This window comes from Gillisella taibaishanensis, assembly GCF_001938985.1.
Lineage (GTDB): Bacteria > Pseudomonadota > Alphaproteobacteria > Rhizobiales > Rhizobiaceae > Allorhizobium > Allorhizobium taibaishanense.
In genome coordinates this window covers 369,663-387,466 of record NZ_MKIN01000021.1, presented here as the reverse complement: position 1 = coordinate 387,466, position 17,804 = coordinate 369,663, and the positions used below count along the sequence as shown (strand labels likewise).

General features: G+C 59.5%; 14 protein-coding genes. 5 read left to right on the top strand and 9 right to left on the bottom strand.

The genetic code is table 11. The features are described from left to right. Positions 1-5: 5 nt before the first annotated feature. On the bottom strand, positions 6-2,009 hold the full coding sequence (locus tag BJF91_RS08985) for a cbb3-type cytochrome c oxidase subunit I (RefSeq protein WP_075614151.1): 2,004 nt from the start codon (positions 2,007-2,009) through the stop codon (positions 6-8). Positions 2,010-2,012: 3 nt separating this feature from the next. After that, on the bottom strand, positions 2,013-2,969 hold the full coding sequence (cyoA, locus tag BJF91_RS08980; RefSeq protein WP_083943239.1) for a ubiquinol oxidase subunit II: 957 nt from the start codon (positions 2,967-2,969) through the stop codon (positions 2,013-2,015). Positions 2,970-3,214: 245 nt separating this feature from the next. Between cyoA and ku (BJF91_RS08975) the strand changes: the two genes are divergently transcribed. Then, positions 3,215-4,006, top strand: a complete 792-nt coding sequence (gene ku / locus BJF91_RS08975; protein ID WP_075614149.1) for a non-homologous end joining protein Ku — start codon at positions 3,215-3,217, stop codon at positions 4,004-4,006. 28 nt (positions 4,007-4,034) lie between these two features. On the opposite strand, the gene ligD is transcribed toward ku (BJF91_RS08975), so the two are convergent. The 3 genes from ligD to BJF91_RS08960 are packed head-to-tail and all read right to left on the bottom strand — an operon-like array spanning position 4,035 to position 7,687. Then, on the bottom strand, positions 4,035-6,551 hold the full coding sequence (ligD, locus tag BJF91_RS08970) for a DNA ligase D (protein WP_075614148.1): 2,517 nt from the start codon (positions 6,549-6,551) through the stop codon (positions 4,035-4,037). 3 nt (positions 6,552-6,554) lie between these two features. Further along, complete coding sequence (gene ku, locus BJF91_RS08965) at positions 6,555-7,418, bottom strand: non-homologous end joining protein Ku (RefSeq protein WP_075614147.1); 864 nt, start codon at positions 7,416-7,418, stop codon at positions 6,555-6,557. Between the two features lie 2 nt (positions 7,419-7,420). Next, positions 7,421-7,687, bottom strand: coding sequence for a hypothetical protein (locus BJF91_RS08960; protein WP_075614146.1), 267 nt, complete (start codon positions 7,685-7,687; stop codon positions 7,421-7,423). 130 nt (positions 7,688-7,817) lie between these two features. Between BJF91_RS08960 and BJF91_RS08955 the strand changes: the two genes are divergently transcribed. Next, on the top strand, positions 7,818-9,095 hold the full coding sequence (locus tag BJF91_RS08955; RefSeq protein WP_075614145.1) for an NAD(P)/FAD-dependent oxidoreductase: 1,278 nt from the start codon (positions 7,818-7,820) through the stop codon (positions 9,093-9,095). A gap of 262 nt (positions 9,096-9,357) precedes the next feature. Here the strand turns inward: BJF91_RS08955 and BJF91_RS08950 are convergent, their stop codons facing one another. From BJF91_RS08950 to BJF91_RS08940, 3 genes are all read right to left on the bottom strand, one after another. Then, the gene (locus BJF91_RS08950) at positions 9,358-10,182 is read right to left on the bottom strand and encodes a manganese catalase family protein (RefSeq protein ID WP_075614144.1); all 825 of its coding nucleotides are present in this window, start codon (positions 10,180-10,182) and stop codon (positions 9,358-9,360) included. A 140-nt stretch (positions 10,183-10,322) separates the two neighbouring features. Then, complete coding sequence (locus BJF91_RS08945) at positions 10,323-11,429, bottom strand: Gfo/Idh/MocA family protein (RefSeq protein WP_075614143.1); 1,107 nt, start codon at positions 11,427-11,429, stop codon at positions 10,323-10,325. Continuing rightward, complete coding sequence (locus tag BJF91_RS08940) at positions 11,426-12,211, bottom strand: ThuA domain-containing protein (protein WP_075614542.1); 786 nt, start codon at positions 12,209-12,211, stop codon at positions 11,426-11,428. Before BJF91_RS08940 ends, BJF91_RS08945 begins: the two co-directional genes overlap by 4 nt. Before the next feature lie 290 nt (positions 12,212-12,501). Here BJF91_RS08940 and BJF91_RS08935 point away from each other — a divergent pair, with 290 nt between their 5' ends. The 3 genes from BJF91_RS08935 (at position 12,502) to BJF91_RS08925 (ending at position 14,640) form a co-directional block, all read left to right on the top strand. Continuing rightward, positions 12,502-13,227, top strand: a complete 726-nt coding sequence (locus BJF91_RS08935; RefSeq protein ID WP_075614142.1) for a GntR family transcriptional regulator — start codon at positions 12,502-12,504, stop codon at positions 13,225-13,227. Between the two features lie 118 nt (positions 13,228-13,345). Then, the gene (locus BJF91_RS08930; protein WP_075614141.1) at positions 13,346-14,287 is read left to right on the top strand and encodes a dihydrodipicolinate synthase family protein; all 942 of its coding nucleotides are present in this window, start codon (positions 13,346-13,348) and stop codon (positions 14,285-14,287) included. 77 nt (positions 14,288-14,364) lie between these two features. Further along, positions 14,365-14,640, top strand: coding sequence for a hypothetical protein (locus tag BJF91_RS08925; RefSeq protein WP_075614541.1), 276 nt, complete (start codon positions 14,365-14,367; stop codon positions 14,638-14,640). A 37-nt stretch (positions 14,641-14,677) separates the two neighbouring features. Here BJF91_RS08925 and BJF91_RS08920 read toward each other — a convergent pair whose 3' ends face one another. After that, positions 14,678-17,752 carry an alpha-mannosidase gene (locus tag BJF91_RS08920; protein ID WP_075614140.1) on the bottom strand — a complete coding sequence of 1,025 codons (3,075 nt, stop codon included), beginning with the start codon at positions 17,750-17,752 and terminating at the stop codon, positions 14,678-14,680. Positions 17,753-17,804: the final 52 nt, after the last annotated feature.

Sequence of the window (17,804 nt, the reverse complement as noted above, 5' to 3'; positions counted from 1 at the left end):
ATCGCTCATGCTGGCCTCCCGTGTTCCGCCAGCCAGGCAGTGCGGGCCTTGCGCCTGAGACGATCGATCTTGGCGACGTCCTCCACCGGCACTTCGTATTCGACCCGGTCACGCCAGGCGAAGACCACGAAGGTGGCATAGGCGCCGAGGAGGCCGATGATGACCAGCCACCAGATATTCCAGATCAGCGCGAAACCCATCATCGTTGCGAAGAAGGCACAGACGACACCAGTTGGGCTGTTGCGCGGCATTTCAATGGCCTCATAAGCTGGCTCGGGTCCTAGTTCCTGCGCCTCGATCGCCTTTTGCTTGATCGTCCAATACGGCTCTTCCTCCCGCACGTCGGGCAGAACGGCGAAGTTGAAAGCCGGCGGCGGCGAGGGCGTGGCCCATTCAAGCGAGCGGCCGTCCCAGGGGTCACCGGTCAAGTCGCGCAATTTGTCGCGCTGGCGGATACTGACGACGAGCTGCGTGACCTGCGCGACGGCGCTGAGGAACAGCACGAAGGTGCCGAATAGGGCAACGAGCATCCATGGATGCCATTCGGCCACCTCGATATGCTGAAGGCGCCGGGTCATGCCCTGCAGGCCCGTGACGTAGAGCGGCACGAAGGTGAGATAAAAGCCCGCAAGCGCCAGCCAAAAGGCGGTCTTGCCCCAGCCCTCATGCAGCGTGAAGCCGAAGGCCTTCGGAAACCAGTAGGTCATGCCGGCAAAGGCGCCGAACAGCACGCCGCCGATGATAACGTTGTGGAAGTGCGCCACGAGGAAAACGCTGTTGTGCAGCACGAAATCGGCGGGTGGCACGGCAAGCAGCACACCCGTCATGCCACCGATCACGAAGGTGACGAGAAAGCCGATCGACCACAGCATCGGCGTGGTGAAGCGCACGCGCCCGCCATAGATGGTGAACATCCAGTTGTATATCTTCACCCCCGTGCCGACGGCGATAATGCTGGTAGCGATGCCGAACATAGCGTTGACATCCGCCCCCGCACCCATGGTGAAGAAGTGGTGCAGCCAGACGGTGAAGGAAACGATGCAGATGAACAGCGTTGCCAGCACCATCGAGCGGTAACCGAACAGCGGCTCGCTGGAAAAGGTCGAGATCACCTCAGAGAAAACCCCGAAGGCCGGAAGAACCAGGATGTAGACTTCCGGATGACCCCAGGCCCAGATGAGATTGATGAACATCATCATGTTGCCGCCGCCGTCATTGGTGAAGAAATGAAAGCCGAGATAACGGTCGAGCGATAGCATCGCGAGTGTGGCTGTCAGGATGGGGAAGGCAGCAATGATGAGCAGATTGGCCGCAAGCGTGGTCCAGCAGAACATCGGCATCCGCAGATAGGTCATGCCGGGAGCGCGCATCTTAAGAACGGTCGTGACCAGATTGATACCGCTCATCAGCGTACCGACGCCGGAGATCTGGATGGCCCAAAGGTAATAATCGACGCCGACACCGGGCGAAAACTGCGATTCAGACAGGGGCGGATAGGGCAGCCAGCCGGTTTTCGCAAATTCGCCGATGACGAGACTGACATTGACCAGCAGCGCGCCTGAGGCCGTCAGCCAGAAACTGACGGAGTTGAGCGTAGGAAAGGCGACGTCGCGCACGCCAAGCTGCAGCGGCACCACGAAATTCATCAGCCCGATCATGAAGGGCATGGCGCCGAAAAAGATCATGATCGTGCCATGGGCGGAAAAGATCTGGTTGAAATGCTCGGCTGGCAAATATCCCGGCGAATGAAAGGCAACCGCCTGCTGGGATCGCATCATGACCGCGTCGACGAAGCCGCGCAGCAGCATCAACAGTGCCAGCAGGCAGTACATCACGCCGATACGCTTATGATCGACGCTGGTGATCCACTCGCGCCAGAGATAGGGAAGATGCCCTTTGAGTATCACCCACGCGATCGTGCCGGCCAAGAGCACGATAATGATCGCTGCAGCCACAAGCGGGATCGGCTGATCGACAGGAATTGCACTCCAACTGAGTTTGCCCAGCATGGTCTAAAGTCCTCCTGTGCCGGTGCTGGCGCCATGATCGCCGCTCGGGTGTCCGGTGCCCTGATGTCCAGAGACGTCACGCATTGCGGCGGATGGCGTATTTTTCGCCGAGGTGGATACGGGCGGTGACGGCTGCTTGACGATGTCTTGGAACAGCCCTTGGTCGACAGTGCCAAAAGCCTTGGGCGATACGGCTTGACTCGGTTGGGCGAGGGCGGAATAGCTTGACTTGTTCAACGGCTCGCCAGCGCCTTTTACCTTGTTGATCCACGCCTCGAAATCACCATCCAGCACGGCTCGGACGTTGAAATGCATGTCTGAAAAGCCATCGCCGCTGAACTGGGTGGATTGGCCATAGTAAGTGCCGGGCTGGTCGGCCTTGAGATTGAGTTGGGTCACCATGCCGTTCATGACCGCGATCATGCTGCCCAGTTGCGGCACGAAGAAACTGTTCATTACGGTTGCCGACGATAGTGAGAAGTGGACCGGCTTGCCTGCTGGAATGACCAGTTCGTTGACACTTGCCACACCCTGGTCGGGGTAGATGAACAGCCATTTCCAATCGAGCGACACCACTTGAACCTCGATTGGCTTCTCGTCTCCGGGGAGCTGACGGAAGGGATCGAGTTCATGGCTACCAACCCAGATGACGCCGCCGAGAAACAAGATAACCAGAAGGGGAATGGACCAGACGATCAGCTCGATCCGCCCGGAATAGACGAAATTCGGCTGATGGCGCGCCTTTGTGTTTGAGGCACGGTACCACCAGGCAAAGATCAGAATGCCAATGATCGTCGGGATGACAATGACAAGCATGATGGCCAGAGAATTTAAAAGAATGGTCCGGTTGGCTGCTGCAATCGGCCCCTGAGGGTTCAGCACGCTGGGTCCTGCGCAGCCTGCCAAACCTATCCCCGCCAGGAGAGCCAATGATGTCAGCGCAGCAATCCTGGTTTTCATTTGGTAACCTCGAGGATTGAGTAGCAAGTTCTTTCCAAGACGCAGTTTGCGGGTCTGACGCGGATTTTACGGGTGCCTCGGGCTGGTGCCGACCGCGCCCATAGTCATTCGTCGATCGAACGGAATACGCGCGGGATTGTTCCTTGCCGCGATGCGATGCGAGACGAACCTCAGAGCGGAACCAACACGATCTCTACGGGTTTGCGTTTTGGTTAGAACGGGCGCGGGTATCAGGGAGCAGCATCATGGCCGGACAGACATCCTGGAGAGGACATCTGAAGCTGTCGCTGGTGACAGCAGCAGTAACCTTGGCGCCGGCGCGCTCGCCCAGCAACAGGGTGAGGTTCAATATCCTGAACGCCAAGACCGGCAATCGTGTTGAAAGCCGCTATATCGACAGTGTTACTCACAAGCCTGTCGCAGATCGCAATCAGGTACATGGCTTTCCGCGGGGTGAAGACGATTTCGTGCTTCTGGAGGACGATGAGATCCGCTCGGTCGGGCTCGAAAGCACCCGCGCGATCAATATCGAACGCTTCGTGCCGCGTCAGTCGATCGACTGGATCTGGTATGATAGCCCGCATTTCCTGCTGCCGGCAGACAAGATCGGCGCCGAGGCCTATTGCGTGATCCGCGAGGCCATGAAGGTGAGGGATGTCGTCGGAATTTCCCGTCTGGTTCTCTACCGCCGCGAACACGCGGTGCTGCTGGAACCGGTCGAAAAGGGCATTATCCTCTGGACGCTGCGCTATGGCGAGGAGGTGCGCGAGCCCGTCGACGTGCTGGATACCAAGGCGAAGATCGACAAGAAGGCCCTTTCGACGGTTGAAGCGACCATTGCCAAGCAGAAGATCGATTGGCGGCCGGCCCTCGTACAGGATCCGGTGCAAAAGCGCATCAAAGCATTGTTGAAAACCAAGGCGAAGACTGCGCCGAAACCATCCGCTAAAGCCGAGCGTAAGCCTGACGGCGGCGGCAAGGTCATCAATATCATGGACGCTCTGAAGGAGAGCTTGGCTGCCGAGCGTCGCCGCTGACAATGTAATCGGTGCCGATCATCCAAGGTCAGGGAAGCGGCTTGGCGGCTGCGAAAAAATCCTCCCATGGATCGGCCTTCATGGCAGCCAGTCGCGCCTGTATATTCTCGAGCGTGAAGTAGGCAGGACCGATCGCATCCGTCAATTCCGACCAATCGAGAGGCATCGAGACGGCGGCTCCCTCGCGGGCGCGGGCGCCATAGGCAACGACGGCCGTATTGCCGCGCCCGTTGCGCAGATAGTCGATGAAGATCCGCCCGTCGCGTTTCGCCTTGGTTGCCACAGACAGATAGCGTTGCGGATTTTCGCGTGACAGGTCCTCCGCCAAGCGCTTTGCATAGGCTTTGACGGCGGGCCAGCGCGCTCTAGGCTTGAGCGGAATGACCACATGCAGGCCTTTGCCACCGGAGGTCTTCACGAATGCGGCAAGCCCGTCAGCTTCGATCTTCGCCTTCAGATCGAACGCCGCTTCGATCACCTGTGACCAGGCAACATTCTCAGCCGGATCTAGGTCCATGGTAATCATATCGGGCGTTTCGAGCGCCTTTGTCGTTGCGCCCCAAGGGTGGATTTCCAGCGCCGCCGACTGCACCAGCGCCATCAACCCGTCGAAATCCATGATGCGCAGCAGCGGGGCGCCTTGCTTGTCCTTGGGGTCACGGATCTGGTCGATATGCTTGTTGATACCGCGCCAGGCATGTTTCTGGAAAAAGCGCTGGCCTTCGATGCCGTCAGGGCAGCGAACCAGTGCCAGCGGGCGGTCGACGACATAAGGCGCCATTAGATGCCAGACCTGGGCGTAGTAATCGGCAAGGCCGGTCTTGGTGACGCCGTCCTTGGGCCAGTACAATCGATCGGGATGGGTGAAGGTGACGCTGGTCCGGGGAAGGGCTGCGGCTTTACCGTCAGATGTCTTACTGGCTTTATGGTCGGTTTCCGCGATGACGTCGCCAGCGGGTTTGTCTTCACGCAGACCGCGAAAAGCGGCATGGCGCAGATTGCCGTCGCCGGACCAGGAACGAAATTCCACCTCGGCGACCAGTTCAGGCGCCACATAGATCAAGCCACGGCGAGCGTCACCACTCAGCTTGCCATCGAACGGACTTTCGGTTTGGGAGATTTCAGCGAGCTTTTCATGGAGCCTTTCTGCCGTCTGCTGCGAAAAGCCGGTGCCGACGCGACCGACATGGCGCAATTTGCCATCCTCGTAGACGCCGAGTGCCAGCGAACCGATCGCCTGATCCGAGACAGAAGAGATCGTAAATCCACCGATCACAAATTCCTGGCGCTGCGAACATTTCGATTTAACCCAGCTTCTTCCCCGGCCAGAGACATAGCGGCTATTGCGGTCCTTGGAGATCACGCCTTCCAGGCTGAGCCGGCAGGCGTGATCCAGCACCATGCCGCCGCTTTCGTTAAAATGGGCGCTGTAGCGCAGTCGGCTGCTATCCGGCGGCAGGAGTGTTTCCAGCCGGGCTTTGCGGTCGATCAGCGGCACATTGCGTAAATCGTGACCATCAAGATACAGCAAATCGAAGGCGTAGAAGACGAACCGGTCGCTGCGCTTCTCGCTCAGATCCTGCTGCAGAGCAGAGAAATCGGATGCGCCGCTCGCCTTCTCCACAACCAGTTCGCCATCGATCAGGGCCGTTTCGAGGGAAAGTTCGGCAAGTGCCTCGGCGATGTCAGCACCGAACTTCTCTGTCCAGTCCAGACCGCTGCGGGTCAGCAGCTTGATGTTTTTGTTATCGATCCGGGCTTGCAGCCGGTAGCCATCGAACTTAATTTCGTGCAGCCACTTTTCTCCCGCCGGCGGCTTTGCCTTCAGGCGGGCCAGCGCTGGTTCGACGAAGTCCGGAAGGGCGGCTTTTTTCGCGCCTTTCAGAAGGCTCGCGTCTGCGGCTTTGGATGTGCGTTTTGCAGATGTCGCGGCTGGCTTAGAGGTCTTCGATCCGCCCTTTTTGCCGGAATGCCAGATGGCATCAGGATGATCTCTTACCTCGGCAATGGAGCGGCCGGTTTTAACCGAAAGCGGCAGTTCTTCGAGAATGTCGCCCTCGCTGCGGGCAATCTCGTCCTCGCCCTTGATCAGCAGCCAGTTCTCGCGCTTCTCCTCCGGCTTGCCATGCATGCGCACCAGGTGCCAGCGCCCTTTCAGCTTGTCGCCATCGAGTTCGAATTCCAGATGACCTTTCTTATAGGCCTTGTGGACGTCGCCGATCGGGCTCCACTTGCCCGTGTCCCAGAGAATGACGGTGCCGCCGCCATATTCGCCTTTCGGGATCGTGCCCTCGAAATCGCCGTAGGAAATCGGGTGATCTTCTACATGAACGGCAAGACGCTTTTCTGCAGGGTCTAAGCTTGGGCCGCGGGTCACGGCCCAGCTTTTCAGCACACCGTCCATCTCCAGGCGAAAGTCGTAATGCAGCCGCCGGGCATCGTGTTTTTGTACGACAAAGAGATGGCCACCCTTGTCGCCTGCCTCGCCTTTAGGCTCGGGGGAACGGTCGAAATGTCGCTTTTCGTTATAACGCTTAAGGCTCATCGCTCAGCCCGCCTTCCGCTGGCTGGACTTTGATGCCTTTTGTTTTGCGGCTCCCTGCTTCTGCTTCGGAGTTTTGCTCTGTCCGCCGCTAGCGCTTTGCTTGGCGCTTTGTCGCAGGGCTTCCTTGAGGTCGATGATGTTGTCAGGCTTCGGCTCCGGCCGTTTTTCAATCGGCCGCCCCTCAATCTTTGCCTTGATCAGCTCTTCCAGCGCGGCGTCATAGCGATCGGTATAGTCAGATGGGTCGAATGCGCCTGCGCGCATGTCAATGATGTGGCCGGCCAGGTCGAGCATTTCCTCATCGAACTCCATCTCGGGGATCGACTTGAAGGCCGTCTTTTGCGAGCGCACCTCATAGTCGAAATGAAGCGTGACCGCCGTCAGTATTCCGCGCTGCGATCTTATCAAGACAATCCGGTTACGACGGAACAGCACCGCCTGCGCCAGTGCGGCAACATTGCGCTCTTCAAGGCCTCGGGAAAACAGCGTCAAAGCGTCTACGCCTTCGGGATCGGCCGGCGCGATGTGGTAGGCCCGGTCAAAATAAAGCGGGTCGATGTCATCCAGCGCCAGGAAACCGTTCACATGCAGAGCCTTGTCGCTCTCAGGCATCAGCTTTGCAATCTCCTCCGGCCCGACAGAGAGATAGGTACCATCATCCAGCCGGTAGCCCTTGATCTGCTCATCATGCGCCACGGGCGCTCCCGTCTCGGTATCGACGAATTGGCGCTCGACACGGTTGCCGGTCCGGCGGTTGATGATGTGGAAGGAGACCTTCTCCGAACTGTTCATCGCTGAATAAAGCGCAACGGCACAATTCAGCCCGCTGAAGGAGAGATTCCCCTTCCAGATTGCTCTACGCGCCATGCCTAACCCTCCTCTTGTCCCCGACGCCTTGCTTCGTCTGCTTCCAGCAGGATTTCGAGAGCAGCGATATCGCTGTCTGTGACGACAGGTACCGGGTCGCTCGCCATCGCCTCGAGTACATCAAGTGAAACAGAACCGCTGCGGATCGCTCTTTCCATCGCCTCGCGCGTCTGCCGCTCGGCCTTCAACTGTGCGTAAAGGGCAAGGATAAGCCGATCGCGTTCGTCCAGGGGCTCATGACCGGCAGGGGTACTGTTTTTCGTGTCCATGGCCTCATAAGTCCGGCGGAGGCGGTAAGTTCCCGCCGTGCTATTCTCCTAATCATTAGGGGGAACCACTGCGATATGACCGGAACATTGTCTGCCGGAAACGGTTGGGAACGGCTTGCGGAGTGACCTGATGATCGATTCTGACAGCAACAACCGACCGGCCCGTCCTCATATCGTGATTGTCGGTGCCGGCTTTGGCGGGTTGGCCTGCGCCCGTGAACTCGGCCGCAGCGATTGCGCCGTGACCGTGGTGGACAGGCGCAACCACAATCTCTTCCAACCCTTGCTCTACCAGGTGGCGACGGCGGCGCTGTCGCCCGCTGACATTGCCGAGCCGATCCGCAAAACGCTTGGCCGCTACCGCAATATTCACGTTGTCATGGCTGAGGTGACGGGCGTCGATGCCGCAACTCATGCGCTGTTGCTGAATGACGGCGAGCGCTTGCCCTATGACGCCCTGGTGATCGCGACCGGCTCTGACTATAACTATTTCGGCCATGACGAATGGCGAGCCCTGGCGCCGGGGCTGAAGACCATTCATGAGGCACGGCTGATCCGGCAGCGGCTATTGCTCGCCTTCGAACGGGCCGAACGCAGTGACGATTCGCTCGAGCGCCGCGCCTTGCTGACGACAGTTGTGATTGGCGGTGGCCCGACCGGCGTCGAACTCGCCGGTGCTGTGCGGGAGCTTGGCCACCACACGATCAAGCGCGACTTCCGCAGTCTATCCGTCGAGGATCACCGCGTGCTGCTGGTCGAGGCCGGTAACCGAATTCTCACGGCCTTTCCCGATCACCTGCAGCGCTACGCCCATGACTATCTTCAGGCCATAGGCGTGGAGATAAGGCTAAACGCACGCGTCGAAGACGTGGACCGCGATGGGGTGACCGTCAACGGCGAGACGCTGCGGGCCGGATGTGTGGTCTGGGGCGCCGGCGTCAAGGCCTCGCCGGCCGCCAGCTGGTTCGGTATCGCACCGGGGCCCGGCGGACGTCTTCCGGTCGATGATCGGTTGCGGGTGCATGGAGTTGAGGATGTCTATGCCATCGGCGATACAGCGCTTGCGCTCGACAGCAAAGGGCGACCGCTGCCGGCTCTGGCTCAGGTCGCCAAACAACAGGGCGAATATCTTGGTCGTGCGCTGAAACTGACTTTCCAGGGGCGTGAGCCTGAGACATTTTCCTTCCGCAATCGCGGCAATACTGCCGTGATCGGCCGCAACGCCGCCATCTTCGACTTCGGTCGCTGGACGTTGAAGGGCCGTCTCGCCTGGTTTCTTTGGGCGCTCGTCCACGTCTACCTGCTGATCAATTTCGAAAAGCGGCTTCTGGTCACTATTCAATGGATTTCGCGCTATGTCACGCGCCAGCGCGGTGCCCGCCTGATCGATGAGAACCTCTCGCCATGACCCAGTTTGAAAAGCACTCACCACGGCCTCGATCAAGGCGAGAAAAAAGGCTGCGTTCGAAGCCGATCATTATCCTGGCTGTGATCGGCATTGCTTTGCTTGTTATCTTCGCCTTCTCCGGCATCGGTGGCAATTTCGGCCGATAGGACGACAGCAGGACCTATCCCGGCCCTATGCTGTGCAGCCATGACTGGCTGAATTGAAAAGGCACCCCCGATAGCATCGGCGGTGCCTTTTCATCACTTGGGAGGACGCGTTGCGCTCAGAGCTGTTCTGTCTGCGCGCCGCTATTGGGTTTTGCCGGACCAAGAACCGGTTCATCGCCGAGCGGCCTCATGGGACGCGACGTGTACTGACCCTTGCCGTCAAGGGATTTGCCGGTTGACCAGCGGCCAGCAACCGGATCGCTACCATCGGCCTGGAAGCCCAGGAAGGCATAGCTGAAGTCCTGGTTTTCCTGTTCCTGCGGGAAGCTGTTGGGGATCGGGAAGACATTGGTCGGCCCGCCAAGCTCTTCCAGCGCCGCAAGCCACTGGTTCTGGTGCATGGTATCGCGGGCGATCATATAGGCCAGCATTTCCTTCATGCCCGGATCTTTGGTCAGGTTATAGAGCCGGGTCGCAAGCACGCGGCCCGTCGATTCAGCAGCGACATTTGCGGTCATATCGGCCGCAATATTTCCGCTGGCATAGATATGCGACATGTTGAACGGCACGCCGTCGGAATCAACAGGCATGGCCGAAAGACCGGCCGAGAGCAGGTTCTTCATGTTGATGCCGCCCAGGATGGCGCTGGAAACGGGATCGGCGGCAATCTCTTCCTTGATGGAAACCGGAGCGCCTTCCAGATTAAGGGCAACAGCGGTCGCCAGCATCTCGATGTGGCCGAGTTCTTCGGCTGCGGTATTCATCAAGAGGTCACGGAATTTTGGATTGCCGCGCGCGCCACAGGCCTGGAAGAAATACTGCATGGCGACCCGGATTTCGCCTTCGACGCCGCCGATAGCCTGCTGCAGGGCGCGGGCGAATTGCGGATCCGGCGTCTCGACGCGAACCGGGAACTGAAGCTTGTTGTCGGTGTAGAACATCAATCTCTCCTGTCTTGATTGTCCTACCGCCGAATAGGGAAAAGCTGCATCAGTTCCGAAAGTTTTAACGCTTTTGCAATTTCCGGTGGGTGCGCTGCCCCGAAACGAGACGGGGCAGCGCCAGGGGAAAGTGCCAGATTTCAGCTTGAGGGAACGGCGACCAGCGGCGGCACTGTCGCGGCACTGCCCCTACGGATCGAGTGTTCGCGCCGCTCCCGCTCGGTCACCAGGGCGAGGTCCAGCACCTTCTGCAGATCGGCCGCATGGCGGAAGTCTGGCTCGCGGGTTTTGCCCTCCAGCACGGCTTCCACGAAGCGCTGATAGTTCGTGGCGACCACACCTGCGTCGAGATCCTTCCACACGCCTTTCTCGACATCGTCGCCCAGGCAGGCCCGAAGGCTGTTGCCGGCGGGTGTGTGGATGACCTCAAGCGCTCCCTTGTCGCCATGCATGCGCAAACGCAATTCGTTGAGGTGGCCAGTCGCCCAGCGCGAGGCATGGATGACGCCGATAGCGCCGTTGGAAAACTCCGCCGTCATGGTGAAACTGTCATTGGCGTCGAGGTCGTAGTCACGGATGCGGTTGCCGGGCGCCTTCTCGAAGGTCTTAAGCCGGGCAAAGATATGGTCGACATCAGTGTCCGCGCCATAGCCGGCAAAGTCGAGAATATGAATGCCGACATCGCCAAGCACGCCGTTCGAGCCGTGCTTGGTGGAGAGCCGCCACAGCCACTGGTCTTCGGTTGCCCAATCGCCCCAGGCTTTGGAAACCAGCCAGCTTTGCAGATAGGCCGCCTCGATATGGCGGACGGTGCCGATCTCGCCGGCCTTGACGATCTGGCGGGCCTTCTGCACCGGCGCGACATTGCGGTAGGTGAGGTTGACCATGTTCACTAGGCCCGAGGCTTCGGCCAAACGGGCCATTTCGTCGGCTTTTTCGAAGCTCTCGGCGAGCGGCTTTTCGCAGAACACATGCTTGCCGGCGGCGATCAATTGCAGGGTAGTTGGATAGTGGACCCGGTCGGGGGTGACATTGGCGACGGCATCGAACTCGCCCCAGGCCAGCGCATCCTCAAGAGACGTGAAGGTATTGGGGATGTCGTGGCGCAGCGCAAAGCCGCGCACCTTGGCGATGTCGACATCGACGGCGCCGACCAGTTGTGCGTCGGAGTTCGTTGCGAATTCCATGGCATGGCGGTTTGCCATGCCGCCGGTTCCGAGAATGAGAATACGGACGGGTGCGTTCATCGATATCCGGCCTCCCCAGCCTTGTGCAGTTTCGGGCCCCGTTCTTCGATCGGTTCCAGCGCCTTGTCGACCGGCACATTCGGGGCATCGTGAATGGATTTCAGCGCTGGACGCGGATTATACGCCCATTTCACAGCGTTACAGATCACCTGTTGTATCGTCTCGTTATGATAGGTCGGATAGGTTTCGTGGCCCGGGCGGAAGTAGAAGATGTTGCCGGCGCCGCGCCGCCATGTGAGGCCGGAGCGGAAGACTTCGCCGCCGGCAAACCAGGAGATGAATACCGTTTCCAGCGGCTCCGGAACGGAGAAGAATTCACCGTACATCTCTTCATTTTCGAGCACGAACTGTTCGGGAATACCCGCTGCGATCGGATGGCCGGGATTGACGGTCCAGATGCGTTCGCGCTCGCCGGCCTCGCGCCATTTCAGCGCGCAGGGCGTGCCCATCAGCCGTTTGAACACTTTTGCGAAATGGCCTGAATGCAGCACGATCAGGCCCATGCCTTCATGCACGCGGGCAGCCACACGTTCGACCACCTCGTCGCGAACGCTGCCGTGGTCTTTGTGGCCCCACCAGATCAACACGTCCGTAGCATCCAGACGCGCGGCACTCAGGCCATGGTCGGGCTCCTGCAGCGTGGCCGTTGTCGCCTCGATGCCGGTGTCCCGATTGAGGGCATCGGCAATGGTCGTGTGCATGCCCTGCGGATAAAGGCGGCCCACCACGTCATTGATATGCTCGTGAATGTTCTCGCCCCAGACAACCGTCTTGATCGTCACGCTCTTCTCCTCTTGATGGACAGTGTTGGCTTGAATCTCGTGAGGGCGCGGCGATGTCGACCCTGTTTCCCCCGTCTTGTCGCCTCCGACTCGCTTTGCGCCACCCCCGGCGAAACCTGACATGCCGATGTTAGCGCCAAGCTTGGCGATTTCGAGACAGTCCACAATCGTTTCAGTCGTGTATGTTCCAGAGATAGCGATCACCCGGGACATCACGCGGTCAAGCGCGCATTTTTCGGGTGGCTCTGGTAGATTTGCGTTGAGAATCGTCAGCAGATGGAAGCGGGATCGTGGATCGTAAAACGGACGGCCAGTCGAGCGAGCGTGAGAAGCCCAGTCATCGTCGGGGCTATGGGGTGTCTGCGGTTTACGAGACACTGCGCAACGAGATCATCGAGTTGAAGCTCGTTCCTGGTAGCGCCATAGACGAGCAGCAATTGTCCGACCGTTTTGCGCTCTCGCGCACGCCTATCCGTGAGGCGCTGGTGCGGCTGGCAGCTGACGGTCTGATTACCACGCTGACCAACAGGGCGACGATCGTCTCGCAGATCGATTTTATTGGGCTCTCGGAATTCTTCGAGGCCTTGACGCTGATGTACCGTGTGACGACGCGGCTCGCGGCGCTCAACCATCGGCCAGAGCAGATCGATGAAATCCGCCGGCTGCAGACACTGTTTGCGGAGGCGGTGGAGCGGCGTGACGTGCTGGCGATGATCGCTAGCAATCGCGACTTCCATGTCGCCATCGCCCAAGCGGCCGGCAATCGCTATTTCGAAGACCTGTTCACCCGCCTGCTGGACGAAGGGCGGCGCATTCTGCGGCTCTACTATTCTTCCTTCAACGACATGCTGCCGCGCCAGTATGTCAACGAGCACGAGGAGATCATCGAGGCGATTATCAATCGCGACGCTGAGCGCGCCGATGCTTTGGGCGCGGCTCATGCAGACCAGATCGTCCAGCAGATCCGCTCCTACATTGCCGCCGACGGGCGCCAAACGGGAGCGATAGCGTTGTAAATCATCAGGCGGACTTCTTTGTATTTTATTTGTCGACAATTTACAGCGTGGATGATACACGTGTTGCCAATGGTTGACATATGTCCTGCGCCTGCAGGCAAACTGAGGAAAGACGCCGATGGCCGAGCTCGTATTCAAGGGATGCATTCCTGCCCTCATGACCCCCTGCCGTCCCGACCGGACGCCGGATTTTGACGCGCTGGTGTGCAAGGGCAAGGAACTGGTCGGGCTCGGCATGTCGGGCGTCGTCTATTGCGGCTCGATGGGCGATTGGCCGCTGTTGACCGACGAAGAGCGCCAGGAAGGCGTGCGTCGCCTGGTCGAGGCGGGTGTCCCGACTGTTGTCGGCACCGGTGCCATCAACACCAAGTCTGCTGTCAGCCATGCGGCGCATGCCGCCAAGGTTGGTGCAAGCGGCCTGATGGTCATTCCGCGCGTTCTGTCGCGCGGTTCGTTGATGGCCGCCCAGCGCGATCATTTCTCTGCGGTGCTGGAAGCCGGCAAGGATCTGCCTGCCGTCATCTACAACAGCCCCTATTATGGCTTTGCCACCCGCGCCGATCTGTTCTTCGACCTGCGCGCTCGCTTCTCCAACCTGATCGGCTTCAAGGAATTCGGCGGCAAGGGCGATATGACCTATGCGGCTGAAAACATCACGTCAGGCGACAATGGCTTGATCCTGATGGTCGGCGTCGACACCGGCGTCTATCACGGCTTCGTCAATTGCGGCGCCGGCGGCGCGATCACCGGTATCGGCAATGCGCTGCCCAAGGAAGTCCTGCATCTGATGGCGCTTTGCGAAAAGGCTGCCAAGGGCGATCCGCAGGCTCGCCGTGACGCCCGGGAATTGGAAGAGGCGCTGATGGTGCTCTCCACCTATGACGAAGGTCCTGATCTGGTCCTGCACTACAAGTATCTGATGGTGCTGAACGGTGAGGCGGAATACACGCTGCATTTCAACGAGACGGACGCTTTGAGTGCGTCCCAGCGGGCTAATCTCGAACACCAGTATGCGCTGTTCAAGACCTGGTACGCTGCCCGATATCCGCAGGGGAACTGATCCGGCTGATTATCCAGCGGAACTTTGGCCACGGCTTTTTGTTGGAAAATTCTCTGAAATCTTCCAGGAGAATGACCGTGGCAAGCTCTGAGACGACGATCGATCACAAGACAATCCGCACCTGGGCCGAAGCGCGCGATGGGAAACCTTCGCGCGTCGCCGCCTCCAAGGGTAGCGGCAAGGATGGGGGCATCCTGCGGATCGATTTCGGCGAGCCTGAAGACAATCTTGAGCCGATTTCCTGGGACCAGTTCTTCGAGATCTTCGATGAGAACGGCTTGGCCTTTCTCTATCAGGACGAGACCACGGATGGTGGTCCCAGCCGGTTCAATAAATTCGTCAATCGCGAATAGCGAGGTGAGGGGGGCTTAGCTCCCCCAAATCTTCTGGTTAATCCGTCAGTTTCAATGTCAGGATCTCGAAGGGCTTGAACACAAGGTTCAACTGATCGTCGACAATCCGTATTGGCTCCGGCTTTTCCTCTAGAAGGTCTACCAGCATGGCGCTGGCAAATTGTCCGCCCAGGCGCACCGACGCTTCGCGTCGCTGCCCTGTCGTTTCCCAAAGCCTGACAATATAACCATCGCCCGCTTCGGCGCGTTTGACAGCCTCCAGCGTGATGCCTGCCGTATCGACTGACAATAGCGGCGCCGTTCTTCCGGCGGCTTCTTGCGCGTTGCGCTGGTCCACAGCCAGGATTTGCAGTGGCATATTGATGTCTTCCGCCGCCTCATGCACGGCTGCCTTGTCGCCATCGTGCACCATCACGGCGTAGCGCAGCTGGTGCTGGCCCTGGTCCGCGTCCGGCCACGGATAGGTGGGGGAGCGCAGCAGCGTCAGACGGATATCGTTGTCCTTGGCGTCATAGCCGTATTTGCAGTCATTGAGGAAAGCGATGCCGAAGCCGGGTTCGCCGATGTCGATCCAGCGCTGCATCGAGCATTCGAACCGGGCCTTGTCCCAGGACGTGTTGCGATGGGTGGCGCGGCGGACATGGCCGAACTGGATTTCCGCATCGACCGAAGCGGCATTCACCGCCATCGGGAAGCCGGTCTTCAGCAGAGTATGATGCTCGTGCCAATCGATGAATGTATCGAATTCCAGCTGCCGCGCCCCTGCCTCCAGCGAGACGACCTGCACGATGCGGGAGGATTCGTAGCGCCATTCGAACCGCAGGGCGGCCCGCAACGGCCCGGTCTCGACGATTTCCGCGCTGACGAGATTGTCGATCTCGAAGCTCTGATCCTCGAAATCACTATCGATGTCCCAGGCATCATATTCCGCTGGCATGTCGCGGAAGGCCTGGAGCCTGTTAGCGGGCTGGCCAGGCTTGAAGATTGAATGGCCGGTTTTGCGGTCGGTCAGCGAAGCGATCCGCCCGTTTGCGTCGAAGGTGACGTCGATCAGGTCGTTGGCAAGCCGCAAGGGCTCCACGATTAACTGTGCGCCATCTTGCCGCTTTGTAGCGATATCGACCGGTATCAGGGAAAGCGGCGGCACGTCGGTGAGGTAGACCGCGCCAGCCTCGCTTCCATCCGCCATCACAATGGTCTGGCTTGAGGGCAGGGATGGTGGTGCGAGCGCAAGGCCGGAGCGTTGCCGTCCGGTGATGTTCAATACGGCATATCTGCCAGCGGGATTGAGAGTTGACAGGAACTCCCCTTTCAGCGCCGCCGCCTCCTCAAACAGCCGTGCATAATCCCGGTCGCTGTCGTCAAACACCGCACCGATCGACGATCCCGGCAGGATGTCGTGGAACTGGTTGAGCATGACAATATCCCAGAGCGCCCGCAGCCGCTCCGCCGGATAGGCATGATCCGCATGACGCTCCGCCATGACAGCCAGCGTCTCCAGTTCGCGCAGCGCAATCTCTGCTTGACGATTGAAGCGCTTGTTCTTCGCGACCGAGGTCAGCGTGCCCCGGTGGAATTCCAGATAAAGTTCGCCAACCCAGACCGGGTAGCGGTCCGGATGCGCCTGCATCTCAGTGATCAGCCGTTCGAAAAAGGGGCGCATCGGCCCGTGCTCGACCTTGGGGCAGCCGGGAATGCCGCGTTCCATGCGTCTGATGTTCTGCAGCATTTCCCGGGTCGGACCGCCGCCGCCATCGCCGTGGCCGTAAACCAGGAACAGTTCTTTGCCGAGATGCTGCTGGCCGTGGCGCTTCCACGTGCCCATCACATGAGTCGGCTTTAGATTGGGGCAGTAGGTCGTGTTGATCAGCTTGGAATCATAGGGCTGGGTCGTCAGAAAGTAAGCGACGACCTGGCTGCCGTCGATGCCCTGCCAGAACAGCTTGTCTTCGGGCATGCGGTTGGTGTCGTTCCACGACAGCTTGTGGGTCACGAAACTGTCGAGGCCGGATTTCGCCATCAGTTGCGGCAGGGCTGCGGAATAGCCGAAGGTATCAGGCAGCCAGACCATGCGCGGATCGACGCCGAAGGTTTCACGGTGGTAGCGCACGCCATAGAGAATGTGCCGCACCAGCGCCTCGCCGCCGGCGATATTCACATCCGGCTCCAGCCACAGCGCGCCTTCGATCTCGAACCGTCCGGTCGTGACATGGGCGCGGATGCGGTCGAACAGCTCAGGGTAGTCCTTATCAAGATAGTCCAGCAGCACGCATTGATTATACATGAAGCGGTAGTCAGGAAATTCTTCCATCAGCGCCAGCGCTGTTGCCATCGAGCGCGCCATTTTCTGGCGCGTCTCGCGCACGCGCCACAGCCAGGCAACGTCGATATGGGTATGGCCGGTGGCGACCACGACAGGCTTGTCCTCGAAGTCGACGGCCTGATAAATTGCCGCTGCAATCGCCTGCGCCTTGGCAAGAGATGCCTTGAACCGTTCTTCGTTGCCCGGCCTGAAGTCTATGGCATCTATCGCTTCGTTCAGGGTGCGCAAGATGAAATGCCGGCGCGCATCGTCTTCCGCCAGAAGCCGGGCGACGTCGAGCGGCACGCGCAGATCGTAGTAGGTCTCTTCAATGTCGAGGTCGTGGCGATGCAGCGTAACGCCGAATCCAAGCTGGCGGCGGTCTTCAATGGTGCCGGCCTCGATCAGGATATCGAAGCTTTGGCCAAGGCTTGCCGCGGGCGTCAGCAGGAATTCGCGGTGATTGGCATCGCCTCCCTGGGCGATCGTTCCATTGATACGCACCAGGCATTGAGGATCGCTGCGGCCCATGACATTGCCGAAGGCCGCTTCGATGCGGCCAACAATCCGCTGTCCCGCCACGTCCTCAGCCGGCTGCGCGGTCCCGCCAAACCAGTAATAGCCATCGGGCTCGCCCCAGATATGGTCTCTTGTGACCGGCAACCAGCCGGCGCGATCTTCGGTCAAAACGGCGGCGCGCTCGTCGTGGCTGGCCGCGCGGAATGTCAGCGGGACCGAGATATCGAGCGGCTGGAAAATCCGCTCGGCGAGGCGGGACAGAAGGTTGTCGAGTTTGCGGATGGTCTTCATGCTTCTGCCTGCGCCTGCTTTGCGGATATCGGTACTGTCTTCAGCTTTGCCC